Below are 18,166 nucleotides of genomic sequence, written 5' to 3' on the forward strand. Positions count from 1 at the left end.
CTTCCCTCCCGGATCCACCCCTCACTTCGTCATCCCGGAGGGGCTGCGCGAGCAGCCGGCTCCGGGATCCACTGCGTGACGGGCACTGCCAAATACTTCAAGAAGCTGACGTTTTCGCGATGTGTGAACACCGTAGGTCGCTCCGTGGGTTCCGGATCCGTCCCGCCTCCGGCGATCCGGTCCGGAATGACGAACGTAAAAATGTCGTCATTCCGGGCGGGCGCGCCGCCCTCGGCGCGGCCGAGCCGGAACCCACCCTGCGACGCGCGTCCCGCCGCTATCCGATCAGCAGCCCGACCAGCAGGCCGGCACCGATCGCCAGCCAGATCGACCAGGCCGAGAACCGGGCCGGCGCGTTGAGCTCGGCGTGGATCTTCAGGGTCTCCGGGTGGACCTTGATGCCGCCCTCGTCCAGGTGCTGCATCATCCGGTCGGCGGCCCGCACCAGGGCCGGCAGCCGGGTCAGTGCCCGCATGATGTCGTCGGCGCCGCGCGCCAGCAGCGCCTCGGGGCCGCGGTTCTCGATCATCCACCGCTCGATCAGCGGCCGGGCCAGCGCCCACATGTTGACGTCGGGGTTCAGCTTCCGCCCGACCCCCTCGGACACCACCATGGTCTTGTGCAGCAGCAGCAGCTGCGGCTGGGCGCGCATCTCGAAGGTCTCGGCGATCCGCAGCACCTGGCCGAGCAGCCGGGCGACCGAGACCTCGTGCAGCGGCTTGTCCATCAGCGGCTCGCCGATCGACCGGCAGGCCTGGGTGAACAGGTCGATCGACTTGTCGGCCGGCACGAAGCCCATGCGGAAGTGGATCTCGGCGACCGCCCGCCAGTCGCCGTTCAGGAACCCGGTCAGGGTGTCGGCCAGGTAGAAGCGGGTGGCCAGGTCGACCCGCCCCATGATGCCGAAGTCGACCGGCACCAGGGTTCCGTCCGGCTCCACCAGCATGTTGCCGGGGTGCATGTCGGCGTGGAAGAAGCCGTCGCGGAACACCTGGTTGAAGAACACCCCGGCGGCCTTGGCCAGCAGGTCGGTCGGGTCCAGGCCGTAGGCGTCCAGCGAGGCCAGGTCGTCGATCCGGCAGCCCTCGACCCAGGCGGTGGTCAGCAGCCGCCGGGTGGTCCGGTCCCAGTCGACCGAGGCGACCCGGAAGTCAGGGCTGCCCTGGAAGTTCTCCGACAGCTCGGCCGCCGCCGCCGCCTCGTAGCGCAGGTCGAGCTCGATCTCGACGGTCTCGCGGAACACCCGCACGGTCTCGACCGGCCGCAGCCGCTCGGTCCAGGGCAGGGCGCGCTCGACGGTCTCGGCGATCCACTCGAACAGGTCCAGGTCGCGCGCCACCGCCGCCTCGATGCCGGGGCGCAGGATCTTGACCGCCACCTCACGGCCGTCGGCGGTGCGGGCCCGGTGCACCTGGGCGATCGAGGCGGCCGCCACCGGGGCGGCGTCGAAGCGCGCGAACAGGGTGTCGACCGGGGCGCCCAACTCGTGCTCGACGGCGGCCCGGGCGACCGCCGGGTCGAACGGCGGCAGCCGGTCCTGCAGCATGGTGAGGTCGGCCGAGGCCTGGTCGCCGATCAGGTCGGCGCGGGTCGCCAGCGACTGCCCGAACTTGATGAAGCTCGGCCCCAGCGCCACCAGGGCGGCGGCCAGCCGCTGGCCCCAGCGGCCGGTCACCCGCCGGTCGCTGAGCCGGCGGGCGAGCCGCGCGAACAGGGCGAGAGCCGGGGCCTCGGCGACCGTCTCCAGCGGCTCCAGCACCCCGTGCCGGGCCATGATCCAGGCGATCCGGATCAACCGGAACAGATTGCGCAACGAGCGGATCATGGGGACCGGATCATGGCGCGCGTCGCATGGGATCAGCCCGGCATGCCTAGAGCCGCCAGCCGGAATGGATGGCGGCGATGCCGGCCGACAGGTTGCGCCACGCCACCTTCTCGAAGCCGGCCCGGCGCATGCGCTCGCACAGCTCCTGCTGGTCGGGGAACCGGCGGATGCTCTCGGCCAGGTAGCGGTAGGCGTCCTCGTCCTTGGCGACCACCCGGCCGAGCCAGGGCAGCACCCGGAACGAATAGGCGTCGTAGACCGGGTCCAGCCAGGGCTGGGTCGGCCGCGAGAACTCCAGGCACAGGAACCGGCCGCCCGGCTTCAGCACCCGCCGCATCTCGGCCAGCGCGGCGTCGATCCGGGTGACGTTGCGCAGCCCGAAGGCGATGGTGACCCGCTCGACCGAGCGGTCGGCCAGCGGCAGGGCCTCGGCGTCGCCGACCACCCAGTCGATTCCGGCATCCCCGCCGGCCTGGGCGAGGCGGTCGCGGCCGACGCCGATCATCTCGGCGTTGATGTCGCAGACCGTGACCGGCCCGCCGCCGCGCCTGCGCCAGCGCCGGGCGATGTCGCCGGTGCCGCCGGCCACGTCCAGCAGGCGCTGGGACGGACGCGGCAGCAGCCAGTCCATCAGCGCGTCCTTCCAGATCCGGTGGACCCCCAGGCTCATCAGGTCGTTCATGCGGTCGTAGTTGCGGGCCACCGAGTCGAAGACGTCGCGCACCCGGGCGGCCTTCTCGGCCACCGGCACCTCGTCGAAGCCGAAGTCGGTGACGCCGTCGCGGATCTTGCGGTCGTCGTTCATGTCGCCTCGTTCATGCCGCCTTCCGGGGCGCCGGAACCGGGCATGTCGGGCGCCCGGCGGCGCCTATCAAGTCGCTTGGCGCCCGTCGAATCAAGCGATACCGTCCGCGCATGCCCGAGCTACCCGAAGTCGAGACGGTGATGCGCGGCCTGGCGCCGCGGCTGGAGGGCCGGGTGCTGGCCCATGTGGAGGCGCGCCGGCCCGACCTGCGCTGGCCGCTGCCGCGGGATTTCGCCGAGCGGCTGACCGGCCGCCGGGTGGTCGGGCTGCGCCGGCGCGCCAAGTACATCCTGGTCGACCTGGACGACGCCACCAGCTGGCTGATCCATCTCGGCATGTCGGGGCGGATGCTGCTGTCGAACGGCGGCGACCCGGTGCTGGAGAAGCACGACCACGTGGTGCTGCGCACCGACCAGGGCTGGTGGCTGCGGTTCAACGACGCCCGGCGGTTCGGGATGATGGACCTGTGGCCGACCGCCGACGTGGAGAACCACCGCCTGCTGGCCGGTATCGGGCCGGAGCCGCTCGGCAACGCATTCTCCGGGCCGGCCCTGGAGGCCGCCCTGGAGGGCCGGCACACCCCGATCAAGGCCGCCCTGCTGGACCAGCGGGTGGTCGCCGGGATCGGCAACATCTACGCCTGCGAGGCCCTGCACCGCGCCGGCATCTCCCCGAAACGGCTGGCGCTGAACGTGCGCGGCGGCCGCGCCCAGGCCCTGGCCGACGCGGTCGGATCGGTTCTGCGGGACGCCATCGCCGCCGGCGGCTCGTCGCTGCGCGACCACCGCCAGACCTCGGGCGAGCTCGGCTACTTCCAGCACACCTTCCGGGTCTACGACCGCGAGGCCGAGCCGTGCCCGACCGAGGGCTGCCGGGGCAGCGTGAAGCGCCTGGTCCAGACCGGTCGGTCGACTTTCTATTGTCCGTCCTGTCAGCGGTGAGGTAGAAGCCCCGGGCCATGAGCATGCCGCACCGGCTCCTTGCGCGCCTCGTCGGCCCCGTGATCATCGGGGTCGGCCTGCTGTGGGGAGCGGCGCCCGCGCCTGTCCGCGCGGACGCCTTCGTCGATGGATTCGAGGATCTTCCGCTGATGCCGGGACTGCGCAACGTCCCGGCCGCCAGCGTGAGCTTCGATGCCGCGGTCGGCCGTATCGTGGTCGCCTTCGCCGAAGGCGCGGTGCGCATGCCTGCCGTGCGCGCCTTCTATACCGAGACGCTTCCGCAGCTCGGCTGGAAGCCCGAGGGGGCGGACCGGTGGCTGCGGGAGGGAGAGGTTCTGACGCTGGATACGGTGGTCGAGGGGAACGGGCTGGTCGTCCGTTTCGAGCTCGCGCCCCGCTGAGAATTCGATTGTCCCTGAATCCGGCCGCCGACGGCGGCTCTGGAGAGGAGCACCAACGATGGCTTACGAGACGATCCTGGTGGAGCGCCGCGGCAAGGTCGGCGTGATCACGCTGAACCGTCCGAAGGCGCTGAACGCCCTGTCGTCGGTCCTGATGGACGAACTGGCCCGCGGCCTCGACGAGCTCGAGGCCGACGACGCGGTCGGCTGCCTGGTGATCACCGGCAGCGAGAAGGCGTTCGCGGCCGGCGCCGACATCAAGGAGATGCAGGAAAAGTCCTACATGGACGTCTACAAGGAGGACTTCATCACCGCGCGCTGGGAGCACATCACCCGGGTCCGCAAGCCGGTGGTGGCGGCGGTTGCCGGCTACGCGCTGGGCGGCGGCTGCGAGCTCGCGATGATGTGCGACTTCATCATCGCCGCCGACACCGCCAAGTTCGGCCAGCCGGAGATCACCATCGGCACCATCCCGGGTTCCGGCGGCACCCAGCGGCTGACCCGCTTCGTCGGCAAGTCGAAGGCCATGGACATGTGCCTGACCGGCCGGATGATGGACGCCCGGGAGGCCGAGCGCGCCGGGCTGGTCAGCCGGGTCGTGCCGGCCGCCGAGCTGATCGACGAGGTCATGAAGGTCGCCGACCGGATCGCCGACATGTCGCGGCCGATGGTCATGATGGCCAAGGAGGCGGTCAACCGCGCCTACGAGACCACGCTGAACGAGGGCGTGCGCTTCGAGCGCCGGCTGTTCCACTCGACCTTCGCGACCGAGGACCAGAAGGAAGGCATGGCCGCTTTCGTCGAGAAACGGCAGCCGGCCTTCAAGAACAGCTGAACCGTCGATTTCCCCAGGCCCGCAGGGGCCGTCCACCACGGTTGACGCGGATCGGGCGCGGCGCTATAAGGCGCGCCTTCCGCGTATCGCCGGCCATTCGAGAGATAACATGGCGCATCACAAGTCGGCCAAGAAGCGCATTCGTCGCAATGCGCACCGTTTCGAGATCAACCACGCACGCATCTCGCGTATCCGCACCTTCGTGAAGAAGGTCGAGAAGGCGATCGCGTCCGGCGACCAGACGGCTGCGAAGTCGGCGTTCGCGGAGGCGCAGCCGGAGATGCACCGTGGCGTGTCCAAGGGCGTCCTGCACCGCAACACGGTGGCGCGCAAGCTGTCGCGCCTGAACACGCGGATCAAGTCGCTCGGCGCCTGAGGGCCCGGCGGCTCCGGCCGCCGAGTGGATCGGGATGCGAGGGCCGTCGGTATCCGGCGGCCCTTTCGTGTGTCCGGACCACGGGGCCGCGCGGCCGTCCGTCCGGTGACCCGGACCCGCCTTCGCCGCCGCGCCGCCGGCACCCGGCCATGTCCCCCGAACATCCCCCGGGCGTATCGGACGACGTCGCCGTGCCGCGACCGTCCGGTGCCGGAAACCGATGCTGCGAAAATGTGACAGAGGCTAAGTCGCTGTCGGCGAACTCGTTTCGCCGTCGCTTAAAGGGTTGTGGCGGTTCGCTCGACATCGGTTCAAGGACGAGTTGCAAAGTGTTGAATCGAGTTTGATCCGTATAAGTCAACTTGCGATTCGACCGATCACACCGAAAAAATTTCGTCATCATATGACCGAGTCGGTTGCGTCCGTCAGGGGGGGCGAGTAATTTACCGGCCTTGGCGCAAACCGATGGTTACTGCAAGTCGACAAGGAAAAACTGCAGTAATAAGTATTTCGGAATTGCGTTAATTCTTTCGATGGTCTGGGAAACGTCTGCATGCAGGCACTTATCTGTTTCAAGTGCCGAAGCTGACGGGGCGAAGCGGCAGTGGCCGCTTCGGATGGGCGAGATTTCGACACGACTCGGCGTCGAACTGGGGGGTTCGTGCCGGGTGCCAGGCCGACGGGACCAAGGAGCGGGCGAGCGCCCGGAGACGCGAGGGGCAAGTCGTGACTGGAAGAATCGGCCTGGGGAGCCAAACGGGGGACGTGCGGAACCAAAGTGGTGCGGCAGGCTCTGCCGCGCTGACCCGAAGGGGAGGCACGTGGGATGCTTGATCGCGATGGCGGGGGCGAACTCGCGGCCCGATGGGCGCGGGTGCGGGGGCGTTTGCGTGCGGAATGCGGCGAGACCGTCTATCGGAGCTGGCTGCGGTCGTTGACGCTGGTGCGGCGGGACGGCCACACGGTGGTGCTGTCGGTGCCGAGCCGCGTGGTGCGCGACCGGGTGACCAATCAATACGGTGACCGGCTGCGGGCCCTGTGGAGCGACGAGCTGGCGGCGGTCCAGGTGGTCGAGGTCGTGGTGTCGTCCGGCGCCACCGCCGAGGCCGAGGCCGGGGTGTCGTCCTCGCGCCGGGTCGCGGCCACGGCCCAGCAGGCGGCTTCCGCCCAGGCGCTTGCGCGGCCGCCGGCCGACGACGAGCCTGTGGTTCTGGCGGCACCGATGATGCTCCGCCCGGCCGAGATGCGCATGCTCGAGACGACGGAGGCGCTGAGCGCGCCGCTCGACCAGCGCTTCACCTTCTCGAACTTCGTGGTCGGCAAGCCGAACGAACTGGCCTTCGCAGCGGCCCGCCGGGTCGCGGAAAGCGAGACGGTGCCGTTCAATCCGCTGTTCCTGTACGGCGGCGTCGGGCTCGGCAAGACCCATCTGATGCACGCCATCGCCTGGAACCTGCGGGAGAAGCATCCGCAGCGCCGGGTGCTGTACATGTCCGCCGAGAAGTTCATGTACCAGTTCATCCGGGCGCTGCGGTTCAAGGACACCGTGGCGTTCAAGGACCTGTTCCGCTCGGTCGACGTGCTGATGATCGACGACGTCCAGTTCATCAGCGGCAAGGATTCCACCCAGGAGGAGTTCTTCCACACCTTCAACGCCCTGGTCGACCAGAACCGCCAGGTCATCATCTCCGCCGACAAGTCGCCGAACGACCTGGACGGGCTGGAGGAGCGGCTGCGCTCGCGGCTCGGCTGGGGGCTGGTCGCGGACATCCATCCGACCACCTACGAACTCCGGCTCGGGATCCTGCAGTCCAAGGCCGAGAGGGTGGAGACCTCGATCCCGCCGAAGGTGCTGGAGTTCCTGGCCCACAAGATCTCCTCCAACGTCCGTGAGCTGGAGGGTGCCCTGAACCGCATCGTCGCGCACTCGGACCTGGTCGGCCGCGCCGTCACCCTGGAGACCACCCAGGAGGTCCTGCACGACCTGCTGAAGGCCAACGACCGGCGGATCACCATCGAGGAGATCCAGCGCAAGGTCGCCTCGCACTTCAACATCCGCATCGCCGACATGCACTCGGCCCGGCGGTCGCGGTCGATCGCCCGGCCGCGGCAGATCGCCATGTATCTCGCCAAGCAGCTGACCCAGCGGTCGCTGCCGGAGATCGGCCGCAAGTTCGGCGGGCGCGACCACACCACCGTCATGCACGCGGTCAAGAAGGTCGACGAACTGCGGGCGGCGGACCGGCATTTCGACGAGGATGTCGACATGCTCCGCCGCATGCTCGAGAGCTGACGGATCGGCATCGGGGCCGCCGGTTCCGACAGCGGTAAATCTGGCCCAACGGCGGGCGTTTCATGCTATAAACGGCGTGATGATTCGCCCACCGACGGGTACGCCGGTCCGCCGCCTCCACAGGGCGGCGGCGGCGTCCCCGAGACCATCCGAAAGGCCCGAGCGAGCCCCATGAAGATCACCATCGACCGCGCGGCCCTGCTGAAGCCGCTCGCCCATGTCCAGAGCGTCGTCGAGCGCCGCAACACGATCCCGATCCTGGCCAACGTGCTGCTCCGAGCCGGCGACGGGACGTTGTCGCTGACCGCTACCGACATGGACCTCGACGTGGTCGAGAGCGTCGGCTGCTCGGTCGACCAGCCGGGCCAGACCACGGTGCCGGCGCACACCCTGTACGAGATCGTCCGCAAGCTGCCGGACGGCTCCGAGGTCGAACTGGTTGCGAACGGCGACAGCGGTCGCATGTCGATCCGCGCCGGGCGTTCCAACTTCTCGCTGCCGACCCTGCCGGTAGAGGAATTCCCGGCGCTGTCCGGCGACACCCTGCCGATCGGCTTCGTGCTGTCGGCGGCCGACGCCAAGACCCTGATCGACCGTACCCGGTTCGCGATCTCCACCGAGGAGACCCGCTACTACCTGAACGGCATCTACCTGCACGAGACCAAGGCCGGCGAGATGCCGGTGCTGCGCGCCGTCGCGACCGACGGCCACCGGCTGGCGCGGGTGCAGATGCCGTTGCCCTCGGGCGCCGCCGGCATGCCCTCGGTGATCGTGCCGCGCAAGGCGGTGCAGGAGATCCGCAAGCTGATCGAGGAGACCGACGGCGACGTGCAGGTCTCGCTGAACGACAACAAGCTGCGGGTCGCCTTCGAGACCACGGTCCTGACCACCAAGCTGATCGACGGGACCTTCCCGGACTACGAGCGGGTGATCCCGGCCGGCAACGACAAGCTGATGCGGGTCGAGAGCTCGAGCTTCAAGCGCGCGGTCGACCGGGTCGCGACGATCTCCACGGAGAAGTCGCGGTCGGTGAAGCTGAGCCTGGCGAGCGGGACGCTCACCCTGTCGGCGAACAGCCCGGACAACGCCCAGGCGACCGAAGAGGTCGACGTCGACTACGGCGCCTCGCCGATCGAGATCGGCTTCAACTCCCGCTACCTGCTGGACATCGCCGACCAGATCGACAACGGCAGCAAGGCGGTGTTCGCCATGGCCGACGCCGCGTCGCCGACCGTGGTGACCGACGAGAGCGACGACGGCGCGCTCTACGTCCTCATGCCGATGCGGGTGTGACCGGCCGCGTGAGCGCCCAACCTCTCATGGTCGATCCGTCGGCGGGCCAGACTCCGGCGCCGCGCCGGCTCGCCGTGCGCCGGCTCAGCCTGACGCGGTTCCGGAACTACGCGTCCGCGACCCTCGAGGTCGACGGGCCGGCGGTGGTGCTGGCCGGACCGAACGGTGCCGGCAAGACCAACCTGCTGGAGGCGGTGTCGTTCCTGGCCCCCGGACGCGGCCTCAGGCGGGCCCGGCTGTCCGAGGTCGACCGGGTGGTACCGGGCGACGCCTCGCCGCCGACCGCCGCGACCGCGTGGGCGGTGGCGGCCCGGATCGAGGGCAAGCTGGGGGCGACCGCCATCGGCACCGGCCGCGATCCCGAGGCCGAGGGCGAGCGCCGGCTGGTCCGGATCGACGGCGTGCCGGCGAAGAGCCAGGCGGTCCTCGCCGACCACGTCACGGTGTCCTGGCTGACCCCGGCCATGGACCGGCTGTTCATGGACGGGGCGTCGGGCCGGCGCCGGTTCCTGGACCGTCTGGTCTTCGCCTTCGACCCGGAGCACTCGACCCGGGTCAACGGTTACGAGCATGCCTGGCGCGAGCGCAACCGCCTGATCAGGGACGGGGTGCGCGATTCCGCCTGGTACGCGGCGCTGGAGGAGACTCTGGCGGCGACCGGGGTGGCCGTCGCTGCCGCCCGCGCCGCCCTGGTGGCCCGGCTGAACCGGGTCTGCGCCGCCACCGCCGAGCCGTTCCCGGCCGCTTCCCTGGCCCTCGACGGTACCGTCGACCGGTGGCTCCAGGAGGCCCCGGCGCTCGACGTCGAGGACCGGCTGCGCGCCACCCTGGCGGCCGGTCGCCGGCCGTCCGGCGCCGGTATGGGCTCGCCCGAGGCCGAGGGTCCGCATCGCAGCGACCTCGCGGTCCGGCACGTTCCGAAGGACATGCCGGCCGAGCGCTGCTCGACCGGCGAGCAGAAGGCGCTGCTGGTCGGCATCGTGCTGGCCCACGCCCGGCTGCAGGCGGTCGACGAGGGCGCCGCGCCGATCCTGCTGCTCGACGAGGTCGCCGCCCATCTCGACGACCGCCGCCGGGCCGCACTGTTCGAGGCCGTGCTGGCGCTCGGGGGGCAGGCATGGCTGACCGGTACCGACCGTGGCGTGTTCGCCCCGATCGCCGACCGGGCCCAGATTGTAGAGGTGACCGACGGGCGCCTGGCGCCGGCCGGCACCATCGGATTCCGAGGAGAGACATCGAATGGCTGACGAGATCCTTCCCGAGGACGGGAACGGTGGATCCAGCGGCTATGACGCCGAGTCCATCAAGGTGCTGCGCGGGCTGGACGCCGTGCGCAAGCGGCCCGGCATGTATATCGGCGACACCGACGACGGCTCCGGCCTGCACCACATGGTCTATGAGGTGGTCGACAACGCCATCGACGAGGCGCTGGCCGGCTGGTGCGACGCGGTCCGGGTCACCCTGAACGGCGACGGGTCTGTCACCGTTTCCGACAACGGCCGCGGCATCCCGGTCGACATCCACCGCGAGGAGGGGGTGTCGGCCGCCCAGGTCATCATGACCCAGCTGCACGCCGGCGGTAAGTTCGACCAGAACTCCTACAAGGTGTCGGGCGGCCTGCACGGGGTCGGCGTCTCGGTGGTGAACGCACTGTCCGAGACCCTGGACCTGCGGATCTGGCGCGGCGGCAAGGAGCACTTCATGCGGTTCCGCCACGGCGTGCCGGAGGAGGACCTGGCGGTGGTCGGGCCGTCCGAGCAGTCCGGCACCGAGGTGACCTTCAAGCCGTCGAAGGGCACCTTCACCATGGTCGAGTTCGACTTCGCGACCCTGGAGCATCGGCTGCGCGAACTGGCGTTCCTGAACTCGGGCGTGCGGATCGTGCTGACCGACGATCGCACCGCCGAGTCGAAGACCGTGGAGTTGTTCTACGAGGGCGGGCTGGAAGCCTTCGTGAAGTACATCGACCGGGCCCGGCACGCCCTGCACGCGCCGCTGATGATGGTCGGCGAGCGCGACGGAATCACGGTCGAGGTGGCGATGGAGTGGACCGACTCCTACCACGAGACCATGCTGTGCTTCACGAACAACATCCCGCAGAAGGACGGTGGCACCCACCTGGCCGGCTTCCGGGCCGCCCTGACCCGGCAGGTCAACAACTACGCCCAGGCCTCGGGGATCGCCAAGAAGGAGAAGGTCAGCCTGTCCGGCGACGACGCCCGGGAAGGACTGACCTGCGTGCTCTCTGTCAAGGTGCCGGACCCGAAGTTCTCGTCCCAGACCAAGGACAAGCTGGTGTCGTCCGAGGTCAAGCCGGTGGTCGAGAGCATCGTCGCCGACAAGCTCGACCAGTGGTTCGACGAGCACCCGGCGGACGCCCGCAAGGTGGTCGCCAAGGCCTATGAGGCGGCGGCCGCCCGCGAGGCCGCCCGCAAGGCGCGCGAGCTGACCCGGCGCAAAGGCGCGCTCGACATCGCCAACCTGCCGGGCAAGCTGGCCGACTGCCAGGAGCGCGACCCGGCCAAGGCCGAGCTGTTCCTGGTCGAGGGCGACAGCGCCGGCGGCTCCGCCAAGCAGGGCCGCAACCGCAAGAGCCAGGCGATCCTGCCGCTGCGCGGCAAGATCCTGAACGTCGAGCGGGCCCGCTTCGACAAGATGCTGTCGAGCCAGGAGATCGGCACCCTGATCGCGGCGCTCGGTACCAGCATCGGTCCGGAGGAGTTCGACCTCTCGAAGCTCCGCTACCACCGGATCATCATCATGACGGACGCCGACGTGGACGGCAGCCACATCCGGACCCTGCTGCTGACCTTCTTCTTCCGGCAGATGCCGGAACTGCTGGACCACGGCTACCTGTACATCGCCCAGCCGCCGCTCTACCGGGTCAAGCGCGGCAGCGAGGAGACCTACCTCAAGGACGACCGGGCGCTGGAACGCTTCCTGATCGACGAGGGCACCAAGGGCGCGATTCTGACCCTGGCCTCGGGTGCGCAGATCGCCGGCGTCGACCTGGCGGCCCAGGCCGAGCGGGCCCGCCAGGCCAAGCAGCTCATGGAGCCGCTGGCCCGCCGGCTCGGCAGCCCGGTGGTGGTCGAGCAGGCCGCCGTCGCCGGCGCTCTCGGGACCGGCCTGCTGGGCGACCCGGAGACCGCCGGGCAGGCCGCCGAGTATCTGGCGCGCCGGCTCGACGCCCTGTACGAGGAGCACGAGCGCGGCTGGACCGGCCGGTTCGAGGAGACCGAGACCGGCCCGGCCCTGGTGTTCGAGCGCGAGATGCGCGGGGTCACCGAGCGCTATCGCCTGGACGGCGCCTTCCTGAAGACCCCGGAGGCCCGCGCCCTGGACGAGCGCGCCGCCGAACTGCAGGACCTGTTCGGCAAGCAGGCGACCCTGGAGGGCAAGGACGGCCCGCGCACGGTGCACGGGCCGGTCGGGCTGATCGAGGCGGTGTTCGCGATCGGCCGCAAGGGGCTGACGGTGAACCGCTACAAGGGCCTCGGCGAGATGAACCCGGAACAGCTCTGGGAGACCACCCTGGACCCCGACCGCCGGACCCTGCTGCAGGTCAAGGTCGCCCACGCCGACGAGGCCCAGGAGGTGTTCTCCACCCTGATGGGCGACGTGGTCGAGCCGCGCCGCGAGTTCATCCAGCAGAACGCCCTGAAGGTCGCCAATCTCGACGTCTAGCGATCCGCGGTATCTCGTAACCTTCTGTTAAGTCGCCCTCGGGTATTCACCGGCCCGACGGATGCAGGTCGGGCCGCGGCCCGCTGCGCCCGTTCCGCCCGGTCCCCCGATGCCTGCGATCGACTGCGCCCCTCCGGGCGCGCTCCTGGCAGTGCCGGTTGACCGGGCGCGCAATCGGCATTCGGGGGCCTCGCAGGCCCGGAGGTGAGTTCTTGGATCTGCGCTTCACAGGCGCGAAGCCGGGTGGGTTCGGGCGGCCGGCCGTTTCGAGCAGCCGCCTGCTGTCCGGTGTCGTCCGGTATTCCGGCCACGCACGCTGCCGGATCGCGGCGGTGGTCGGGCTCGCGGTCGTCTTCCTGACGCTGCTGACCCTGCAGGAGACCGAACTGCGCCGCGAACGCGCCGGCTACAACTACCTGCTGACCACCAACAACTGGGCGGTCTCGCAGCTCGAGTTCGAACTCGAGCGCTTCCTCAACGCCCTCGATCGTCACCTGCTCGGTGCGCCGGATGCCGACGCCGACGGCGTCGCCCTCCGGTTCGACATCCTCTGGAGCCGGCTGCCGATCCTGCTCCGGGCCGAGGAGACCGCCGAGGTGCGCTCCATCGAGGGGGCCGCGCGCCTGTTCGAGGATTTCTCCGGCACGCTCGCGGCGGTCGAGCCGGATCTGAACGCCCTGGTCGCCGGCGACCGCGGTCGCTACCAGCGGATCCGCGCGGCCCTCACCCAGTGGCGCGAGCCGATCCGGACCCTGACCATGGAGGTCTACAACGGCGGTCACTTCCGCCGGCTCGCCGAGCGGATCCGCGAAGGCTACCGGCGCGCAGCGCTGTACCAGTGGGCGATGCTGGCGGTGGTCGCGGTTCTGGCGATCTTCCTCGGCATCGAGGTGTTGCGCAGCGCCCGCCGGGCGCGCGATCAGGAAGCGGCGCGGTGGGCCGCCGAGGAGGCCAACCACGCCAAGTCGAACTTCCTGGCGACCATGAGCCATGAACTTCGAACCCCGCTGAACGCCATCATCGGGTTCGCCGAGATCCAGGACCGGCAGCTGTTCGGACCGATGCCGGCGCGCTACCACGGCTATGCCCACGACATCCATGAGAGCGCCATACACCTGCTGTCGGTGCTGAACGACCTGCTCGACATGGCGCGCATGGATGCGCATCGGCTCGATCTCCTGGAGGAGACCTTCGATCCGGCGGTCGCACTGAGATCGGCGGTCCGGATGGTCGAGTCGGCCAGCAATGAGGCCGGCGTGCGGCTGGTCCTGCAGGAAGGCATCCAAGGTGTCGGGCTGTTTGCCGACCAGCGGCTGTTCCGCCAGATCATGCTGAACCTGCTGTCCAACGCGGTGAAGTTCACCCAGCCAGGGGGGGCCGTGCATGTGCAGCTGTCCATCGCGCCGGACGGCGGGATGATCCTGCGGGTCGAAGACAGCGGGATCGGGATTCCGGCGCACCTGCTGGAGCGGGTCACCGAGCCGTTCTTCCAGGCCGACCAGTCCTACGCCCGCCGCCACCAGGGCACCGGGCTCGGGCTGTCGCTGGTCCGCGGCTTCGTCGAACTGCACCGTGGCGAGCTGCGGATCGAGAGCGAGCCGGGGGTCGGCACCCGGGTCACGGTGGCGTTCCCGGAATCGCGAGTGCATCGCCTGCCCGAACCGACGGCCGGCGCGGGCGAACTCAGGCCCGCCATGCTGCGGGCCTGATCCGGGCGCGCCGCTCTGGCGGTCGTCCGCCGGGTCTGCGATCCTGCGCCCGATGCGGCGGGAGCGGGCGCCGGCACGCGATGCGGGGACCATGGACGGCATTCTGGCGATCTTCTCGGCGCTCGACCTCGCGGCGCTCGCGATCTTCCTGACCGCCTGGGCCGGCTACGAGGCCTTCGTCGCCCGCGCGACCCGTCGCGGCCGCAACCTGCCGGCCCGGATGCAGGTCTGGCGCGAACGCTGGATGGCGTCGGCGGTCGACCGCGACAACCGTATCCTCGACGTCCAGATCCTGCAGTCGCTGACCGGCAACTCGGCGTTCCTGGCGTCGACCGCGATCTTCGTGATCGGCGGGCTGGCGGCGGTGCTCGGGGCTGCGGCCGACGTGGTGGCGGTGCTGAACGGCTTCGACTACTTCGCGGTCACCAGTCAGAACCGGTTCGGCTTCAAGGTGGCGCTGATGATCCTGATCTTCATGCACGCCTTCTTCCGGCTGGCCTGGTCGATGCGGCTGCACAACAACGCCGGGGTCGTGCTCGGCGCGATCCCGCAGCCGGGAACCGGCGACCCGGCCATGGCGCGGTCCCGCGCGGCGGTGGCGGCGCGCCTGGTGACGCTCGCCGCGCGGCACTACAACGGCGGCATGCATTCCTATTACTTCGGGCTGGCGGCCTGCGCCTGGTTCCTGCATCCGGCGGGCCTGATCGCGGCGACCGCCTGGGTGGTCGCGATCCTGTACCGGCGGGAATTCCGCTCACGCGCCCATGTGGCGCTGGCGATCGAGGATTTCGGCTAGGCGGTTGGAAGACGGCGGATCAGGCGGCCTCGGCGCGCGCCTCGTGGCCGAGGATGGTCATGCGGATCAGATCGGCGACCAGCCTGAACTCCGGCTCCCGCACGCTGCCGAACTCGGCGCGGTCGACGATCTCGTCCAGGCAGGGCAGTTCGGTCTCCGGCGTCATGGCGATCTCCTCGTTGCCTGCCGCCACTGTGCCGCCGGAGTCGTAAACACCGAGTCAATTCATCTGGTTAACGCGCGGTTGCGGTGGGCTCTCCGAGTTTCAGCGCCAGATGGGCGACGCCGGGGTCGTCGGGAACCGCCTTGCGGACGAATCCGAGCTTCTCGCAGAGCGCCAGCATCCGGCGGTTCTCGGTCAATACCGAGCCGTGCAGGGTCGCGATACCGCGCTCGCGGGCATAGCCGATCAGGTCGGCCATCAGCCGCTCGCCCAGCCCGCGCTTCTGGCGGTCGGTGCGGACCATGACCGCGAATTCGGCGGTCTCGCCCTCGGGATCCTCGGCCAGCCGCGACACCCCGAGCAGTTCGTCGTCCCCGACGGCGACGAACGCCATCTCGCGGCCGTAGTCGATCTGCGTCAGGCGGGCCGCCGACTCGTGGCTCAGCTGCTTGATCGGCGCGAAGAACCGCAGGCGCAGATCCTCGAGCGAGGAACGCGCCAGCATTTCGGCGATCCCCGGCTCGTCCTCCGGCCGGATCGGCCGGATGTCGACGGTCGAGCCGTCCTCGAGCACCGCCCGGTGCGCCAGGTGACCCGGATACGGCCGGATCGCCGGCGGCGCCGCCTGCTCGGCCGGCTGGATCCGGATGCGGGCGTCCAGCGCGATCACCCCGGACGCCCCGGCCAGCAGCGGGTTGATGTCGAGCTCGGCGACCTCCGGCATGTCGAGCGACAGCTGGCCGACCCGCTCGAGCACCCGGTGGATCGCCTCCAGGTCGGCGGCCGGCCGGTCGCGATAGCCGCGCAGCAGGTCGTACACCCGGGTCTGGGAGACCAGGTCCTGGGCCAGGACCGAGTTCAGGGGCGGCAGGGCGACCGCGCTGTCGCGCACCACCTCGACCTCGACCCCGCCCTTGCCGAACAGCAGGGTCGGCCCGAACACCGGATCCCGGTGCACGCCGACGATCAGCTCGTGGGCATGCGGCATCGCCGCCATCGCCTGCACCGCGAAGCCGTCGACCGGCGCGCCGCCGCTGCGCCCGGCGACGGTCGCCAGCATGGCCTCGGCGGCGGCCCGCACCGGTTCGCGGCCCTCCAGGCCGAGCTGCACGCCGCCGACGTCCGACTTGTGGCTGATCGCCCGGCTGAGGATCTTCAGGGCGACCCGGCTGCCGATCCGCTCGGCGGCCCGGCCGGCCTCCTCCGGGGTCGTCGCGGTCAGGGTCCGGGCGACCGGCACGCCATAGGCCTCGAGCACCTGCTCGGCCTCCGGCCCGGTCAGCATCTCCCGGCCCTCCGCGGCGACCGCCCGGATCACCGCCCGGGCGGCGCCGACCGCCGGCGCCGTCCACTCGTGCAGCGGCTGCGGGGTCTCCATCAGCAGCGCCTGGTGGCGGCGATAGCGCACCAGGTGCATGAAGCCGCGCACCGCCTGCTCCGGGGTCTCGTAGGTCGGGACCCGGGCGGCCGCGAACAGCCGGCGGGCCTCGGCGGCGGCGCCGTCGCCGAGCCAGCTGGTGAGCACCGGCGGCTGCCGGCGCCCCCCGCCCCTGCCGCCCTCGACCAGGTCCAGGGTGGCGCGCGCCGCCTCGCCGCTGTCGGCGATCGCGGTCGGGCAGTTCAGCACCAGCACGGCGTCGGTGCCGGGATCCGCCAGCACCGCCTCCAGGGCCTGGGCGTAGCGCGAGCCGGGGGCGTCGCCGATGATGTCGACCGGGTTGCCGTGCGACCAGGTGGCCGGGAGGCAGCCGTCGAGCCGGGCCATGGTCTCCGGTGCCAGTGCGGCCAGCCGGCCGCCGGAATCGGACAGCGCCTCGGTCGCCAGCACGCCGATGCCGCCGCCGTTGCTGATGATCGCCAGCCGGTCGCCGACGATGCGCGGCCCGTAGGCGAGGGTCTCCACGGCGTCGAACAGCTCGTCCATGGAGAATACCCTGAGCATGCCGGCGCGCCGGAAGGCGGCGTCGTAGACCGCATCCGAGCCGGCCAGCGCGCCGGTATGCGAGGCGGCGGCGCGCGCCGCGTCGGCGGTGCGGCCGGCCTTCACGACGATCACCGGCTTGGCACGGGCGGCGGCGCGGGCCGCCGACATGAACTTCGGGGCGTGGGTGATCGACTCGATGTAGAGCAGGATCGCGCGGGTCTTCGGGTCGGCGATCAGGAAGTCGAGCATGTCGCCGAAGTCGACGTCGGCCATGTTGCCGAGCGACACGACGTGGCTGAAGCCGATGTCGCGGTGGGTCGACCAGTCCAGCACCGCGGTGACCACCGCCCCGGACTGGCTGACGAATGCGATGTCGCCGGCCCGCGGGTGCAGGTGGGCGAAGCTGGCGTTCAGGCCGATGCCGGGGACCAGGATGCCGACGCAGTTCGGGCCGACCACCCGCATCAGGTGGGGCCGGGCCGCATCCAACATCGCCTGGGTGAGCTGGCGGCCGGCGTCGCTGCGGGTTTCCGCGAAGCCGGCGGTGATCACCACCGCCGCCTTGGTGCCGCGCCGGCCCAGGCTGTCGACGATTCCGGGCACGGTGTCGGGCGGGGTGCAGATCACCGCCAGGTCGGGCGCGAAGGGCAGGGCGTCGACGTCGGGATAGGCGAGGGTCGCACCGATCGCCGCGGCATGCGGGTTGACCGGCAGCACCGGACCCTCGAAGCCGCCCGACAGCAGGTTGCGCGACAGCACCCGGCCGACCGACCGCTCGCGGTTGCTGGCGCCGATCACCGCGACCGAGGCGGGCTGGAACATCCGGTCGAGATTGCGGATCGACATGGTCCGGCCCTTTCCAGTCGCTCGATGACGCGCCGTCCGGGGCTTCGCCCGGATCGCCGCTGGACATGTTGCGCTGCAACGTGAGCGTCCGCGGCCGGAATCTCAACCCCGGCACTGCGTCGCCGACCGGCCTAGGTTCTGTACCCATAAAGGGGATTCCCGTTATGGGCTGATTGTGATTCAAGCTTCCAAACTGCGGGAGCTTGATGATGAAGCGTCGTCACGATCTGACGGATCTGGAGTGGCGTGTCATCGCGCCGCTGCTTCCGAAC

At 70.4% G+C, this 18,166-nt stretch carries 14 protein-coding genes; 10 read left to right on the forward strand and 4 right to left on the reverse strand.

Translation table 11 applies throughout. The features are described from left to right. Positions 1 to 277: 277 nt before the first annotated feature. Together ubiB and ubiE are read right to left on the reverse strand one after the other, a co-directional pair. The gene (gene ubiB / locus RIC31_RS17895) at positions 278 to 1,825 is read right to left on the reverse strand and encodes a 2-polyprenylphenol 6-hydroxylase (protein ID WP_350110818.1); all 1,548 of its coding nucleotides are present in this window, start codon (positions 1,823 to 1,825) and stop codon (positions 278 to 280) included. A 46-nt stretch (positions 1,826 to 1,871) separates the two neighbouring features. After that, a complete protein-coding gene (gene ubiE, locus RIC31_RS17900; protein WP_350110822.1) occupies positions 1,872 to 2,630 on the reverse strand; it encodes a bifunctional demethylmenaquinone methyltransferase/2-methoxy-6-polyprenyl-1,4-benzoquinol methylase UbiE in 759 nt (252 codons plus the stop codon). 110 nt (positions 2,631 to 2,740) lie between these two features. Here ubiE and mutM point away from each other — a divergent pair, with 110 nt between their 5' ends. The 10 genes from mutM to RIC31_RS17950 all read left to right on the forward strand — a co-directional run bounded on the left by mutM (position 2,741) and on the right by RIC31_RS17950 (position 14,961). Next, positions 2,741 to 3,571, forward strand: a complete 831-nt coding sequence (gene mutM, locus RIC31_RS17905) for a bifunctional DNA-formamidopyrimidine glycosylase/DNA-(apurinic or apyrimidinic site) lyase (RefSeq protein ID WP_350110825.1) — start codon at positions 2,741 to 2,743, stop codon at positions 3,569 to 3,571. Positions 3,572 to 3,588: 17 nt separating this feature from the next. Beyond that, complete coding sequence (locus RIC31_RS17910) at positions 3,589 to 3,972, forward strand: hypothetical protein (protein WP_350110828.1); 384 nt, start codon at positions 3,589 to 3,591, stop codon at positions 3,970 to 3,972. 58 nt (positions 3,973 to 4,030) lie between these two features. Then, a complete protein-coding gene (locus tag RIC31_RS17915) occupies positions 4,031 to 4,807 on the forward strand; it encodes an enoyl-CoA hydratase (RefSeq protein WP_350110831.1) in 777 nt (258 codons plus the stop codon). A 109-nt stretch (positions 4,808 to 4,916) separates the two neighbouring features. Beyond that, the gene (gene rpsT / locus RIC31_RS17920; protein ID WP_350110834.1) at positions 4,917 to 5,183 is read left to right on the forward strand and encodes a 30S ribosomal protein S20; all 267 of its coding nucleotides are present in this window, start codon (positions 4,917 to 4,919) and stop codon (positions 5,181 to 5,183) included. A gap of 826 nt (positions 5,184 to 6,009) precedes the next feature. Beyond that, complete coding sequence (gene dnaA / locus RIC31_RS17925; protein ID WP_350110837.1) at positions 6,010 to 7,476, forward strand: chromosomal replication initiator protein DnaA; 1,467 nt, start codon at positions 6,010 to 6,012, stop codon at positions 7,474 to 7,476. A gap of 171 nt (positions 7,477 to 7,647) precedes the next feature. Then, positions 7,648 to 8,769 carry a DNA polymerase III subunit beta gene (gene dnaN / locus RIC31_RS17930; RefSeq protein ID WP_350110840.1) on the forward strand — a complete coding sequence of 374 codons (1,122 nt, stop codon included), beginning with the start codon at positions 7,648 to 7,650 and terminating at the stop codon, positions 8,767 to 8,769. Positions 8,770 to 8,777: 8 nt separating this feature from the next. Continuing rightward, the gene (gene recF / locus RIC31_RS17935; RefSeq protein ID WP_350110843.1) at positions 8,778 to 10,016 is read left to right on the forward strand and encodes a DNA replication/repair protein RecF; all 1,239 of its coding nucleotides are present in this window, start codon (positions 8,778 to 8,780) and stop codon (positions 10,014 to 10,016) included. Next, on the forward strand, positions 10,009 to 12,456 hold the full coding sequence (gyrB, locus tag RIC31_RS17940; protein WP_350110847.1) for a DNA topoisomerase (ATP-hydrolyzing) subunit B: 2,448 nt from the start codon (positions 10,009 to 10,011) through the stop codon (positions 12,454 to 12,456). Before recF ends, gyrB begins: the two co-directional genes overlap by 8 nt. 212 nt (positions 12,457 to 12,668) lie before the next feature. Then, the gene (locus RIC31_RS17945) at positions 12,669 to 14,165 is read left to right on the forward strand and encodes a sensor histidine kinase (protein ID WP_350110850.1); all 1,497 of its coding nucleotides are present in this window, start codon (positions 12,669 to 12,671) and stop codon (positions 14,163 to 14,165) included. 91 nt (positions 14,166 to 14,256) lie between these two features. Then, positions 14,257 to 14,961 (forward strand): DUF599 domain-containing protein, encoded by a 705-nt coding sequence (locus RIC31_RS17950; RefSeq protein ID WP_350110853.1) that lies wholly within the window; start codon positions 14,257 to 14,259, stop codon positions 14,959 to 14,961. A gap of 19 nt (positions 14,962 to 14,980) precedes the next feature. Here the strand turns inward: RIC31_RS17950 and RIC31_RS17955 are convergent, their stop codons facing one another. After that, positions 14,981 to 15,127 (reverse strand): hypothetical protein, encoded by a 147-nt coding sequence (locus tag RIC31_RS17955; protein WP_350110856.1) that lies wholly within the window; start codon positions 15,125 to 15,127, stop codon positions 14,981 to 14,983. A 67-nt stretch (positions 15,128 to 15,194) separates the two neighbouring features. After that, positions 15,195 to 17,894 carry a bifunctional acetate--CoA ligase family protein/GNAT family N-acetyltransferase gene (locus tag RIC31_RS17960; RefSeq protein WP_350110859.1) on the reverse strand — a complete coding sequence of 900 codons (2,700 nt, stop codon included), beginning with the start codon at positions 17,892 to 17,894 and terminating at the stop codon, positions 15,195 to 15,197. Positions 17,895 to 18,166 lie beyond the last annotated feature (272 nt).

The sequence above is a fragment of the Thalassobaculum sp. genome (genome assembly GCF_040219615.1).
GTDB lineage: Bacteria > Pseudomonadota > Alphaproteobacteria > Thalassobaculales > Thalassobaculaceae > Thalassobaculum_A.

What these genes read in the sequence shown, in the direction of transcription:
- ubiB (WP_350110818.1), bottom strand. Translation starts at nt 1,825, where the DNA reads ATGATCCGCTCGTTGCGCAATCTGTTCCGGTTGATCCGGATCGCCTGG.
- ubiE (WP_350110822.1), bottom strand. Translation starts at nt 2,630, where the DNA reads ATGAACGACGACCGCAAGATCCGCGACGGCGTCACCGACTTCGGCTTC.
- mutM (WP_350110825.1), top strand. Translation starts at nt 2,741, where the DNA reads ATGCCCGAGCTACCCGAAGTCGAGACGGTGATGCGCGGCCTGGCGCCG.
- RIC31_RS17910 (WP_350110828.1), top strand. Translation starts at nt 3,589, where the DNA reads ATGAGCATGCCGCACCGGCTCCTTGCGCGCCTCGTCGGCCCCGTGATC.
- RIC31_RS17915 (WP_350110831.1), top strand. Translation starts at nt 4,031, where the DNA reads ATGGCTTACGAGACGATCCTGGTGGAGCGCCGCGGCAAGGTCGGCGTG.
- rpsT (WP_350110834.1), top strand. Translation starts at nt 4,917, where the DNA reads ATGGCGCATCACAAGTCGGCCAAGAAGCGCATTCGTCGCAATGCGCAC.
- dnaA (WP_350110837.1), top strand. Translation starts at nt 6,010, where the DNA reads ATGCTTGATCGCGATGGCGGGGGCGAACTCGCGGCCCGATGGGCGCGG.
- dnaN (WP_350110840.1), top strand. Translation starts at nt 7,648, where the DNA reads ATGAAGATCACCATCGACCGCGCGGCCCTGCTGAAGCCGCTCGCCCAT.
- gyrB (WP_350110847.1), top strand. Translation starts at nt 10,009, where the DNA reads ATGGCTGACGAGATCCTTCCCGAGGACGGGAACGGTGGATCCAGCGGC.
- RIC31_RS17950 (WP_350110853.1), top strand. Translation starts at nt 14,257, where the DNA reads ATGGACGGCATTCTGGCGATCTTCTCGGCGCTCGACCTCGCGGCGCTC.
- RIC31_RS17955 (WP_350110856.1), bottom strand. Translation starts at nt 15,127, where the DNA reads ATGACGCCGGAGACCGAACTGCCCTGCCTGGACGAGATCGTCGACCGC.
- RIC31_RS17960 (WP_350110859.1), bottom strand. Translation starts at nt 17,894, where the DNA reads ATGTCGATCCGCAATCTCGACCGGATGTTCCAGCCCGCCTCGGTCGCG.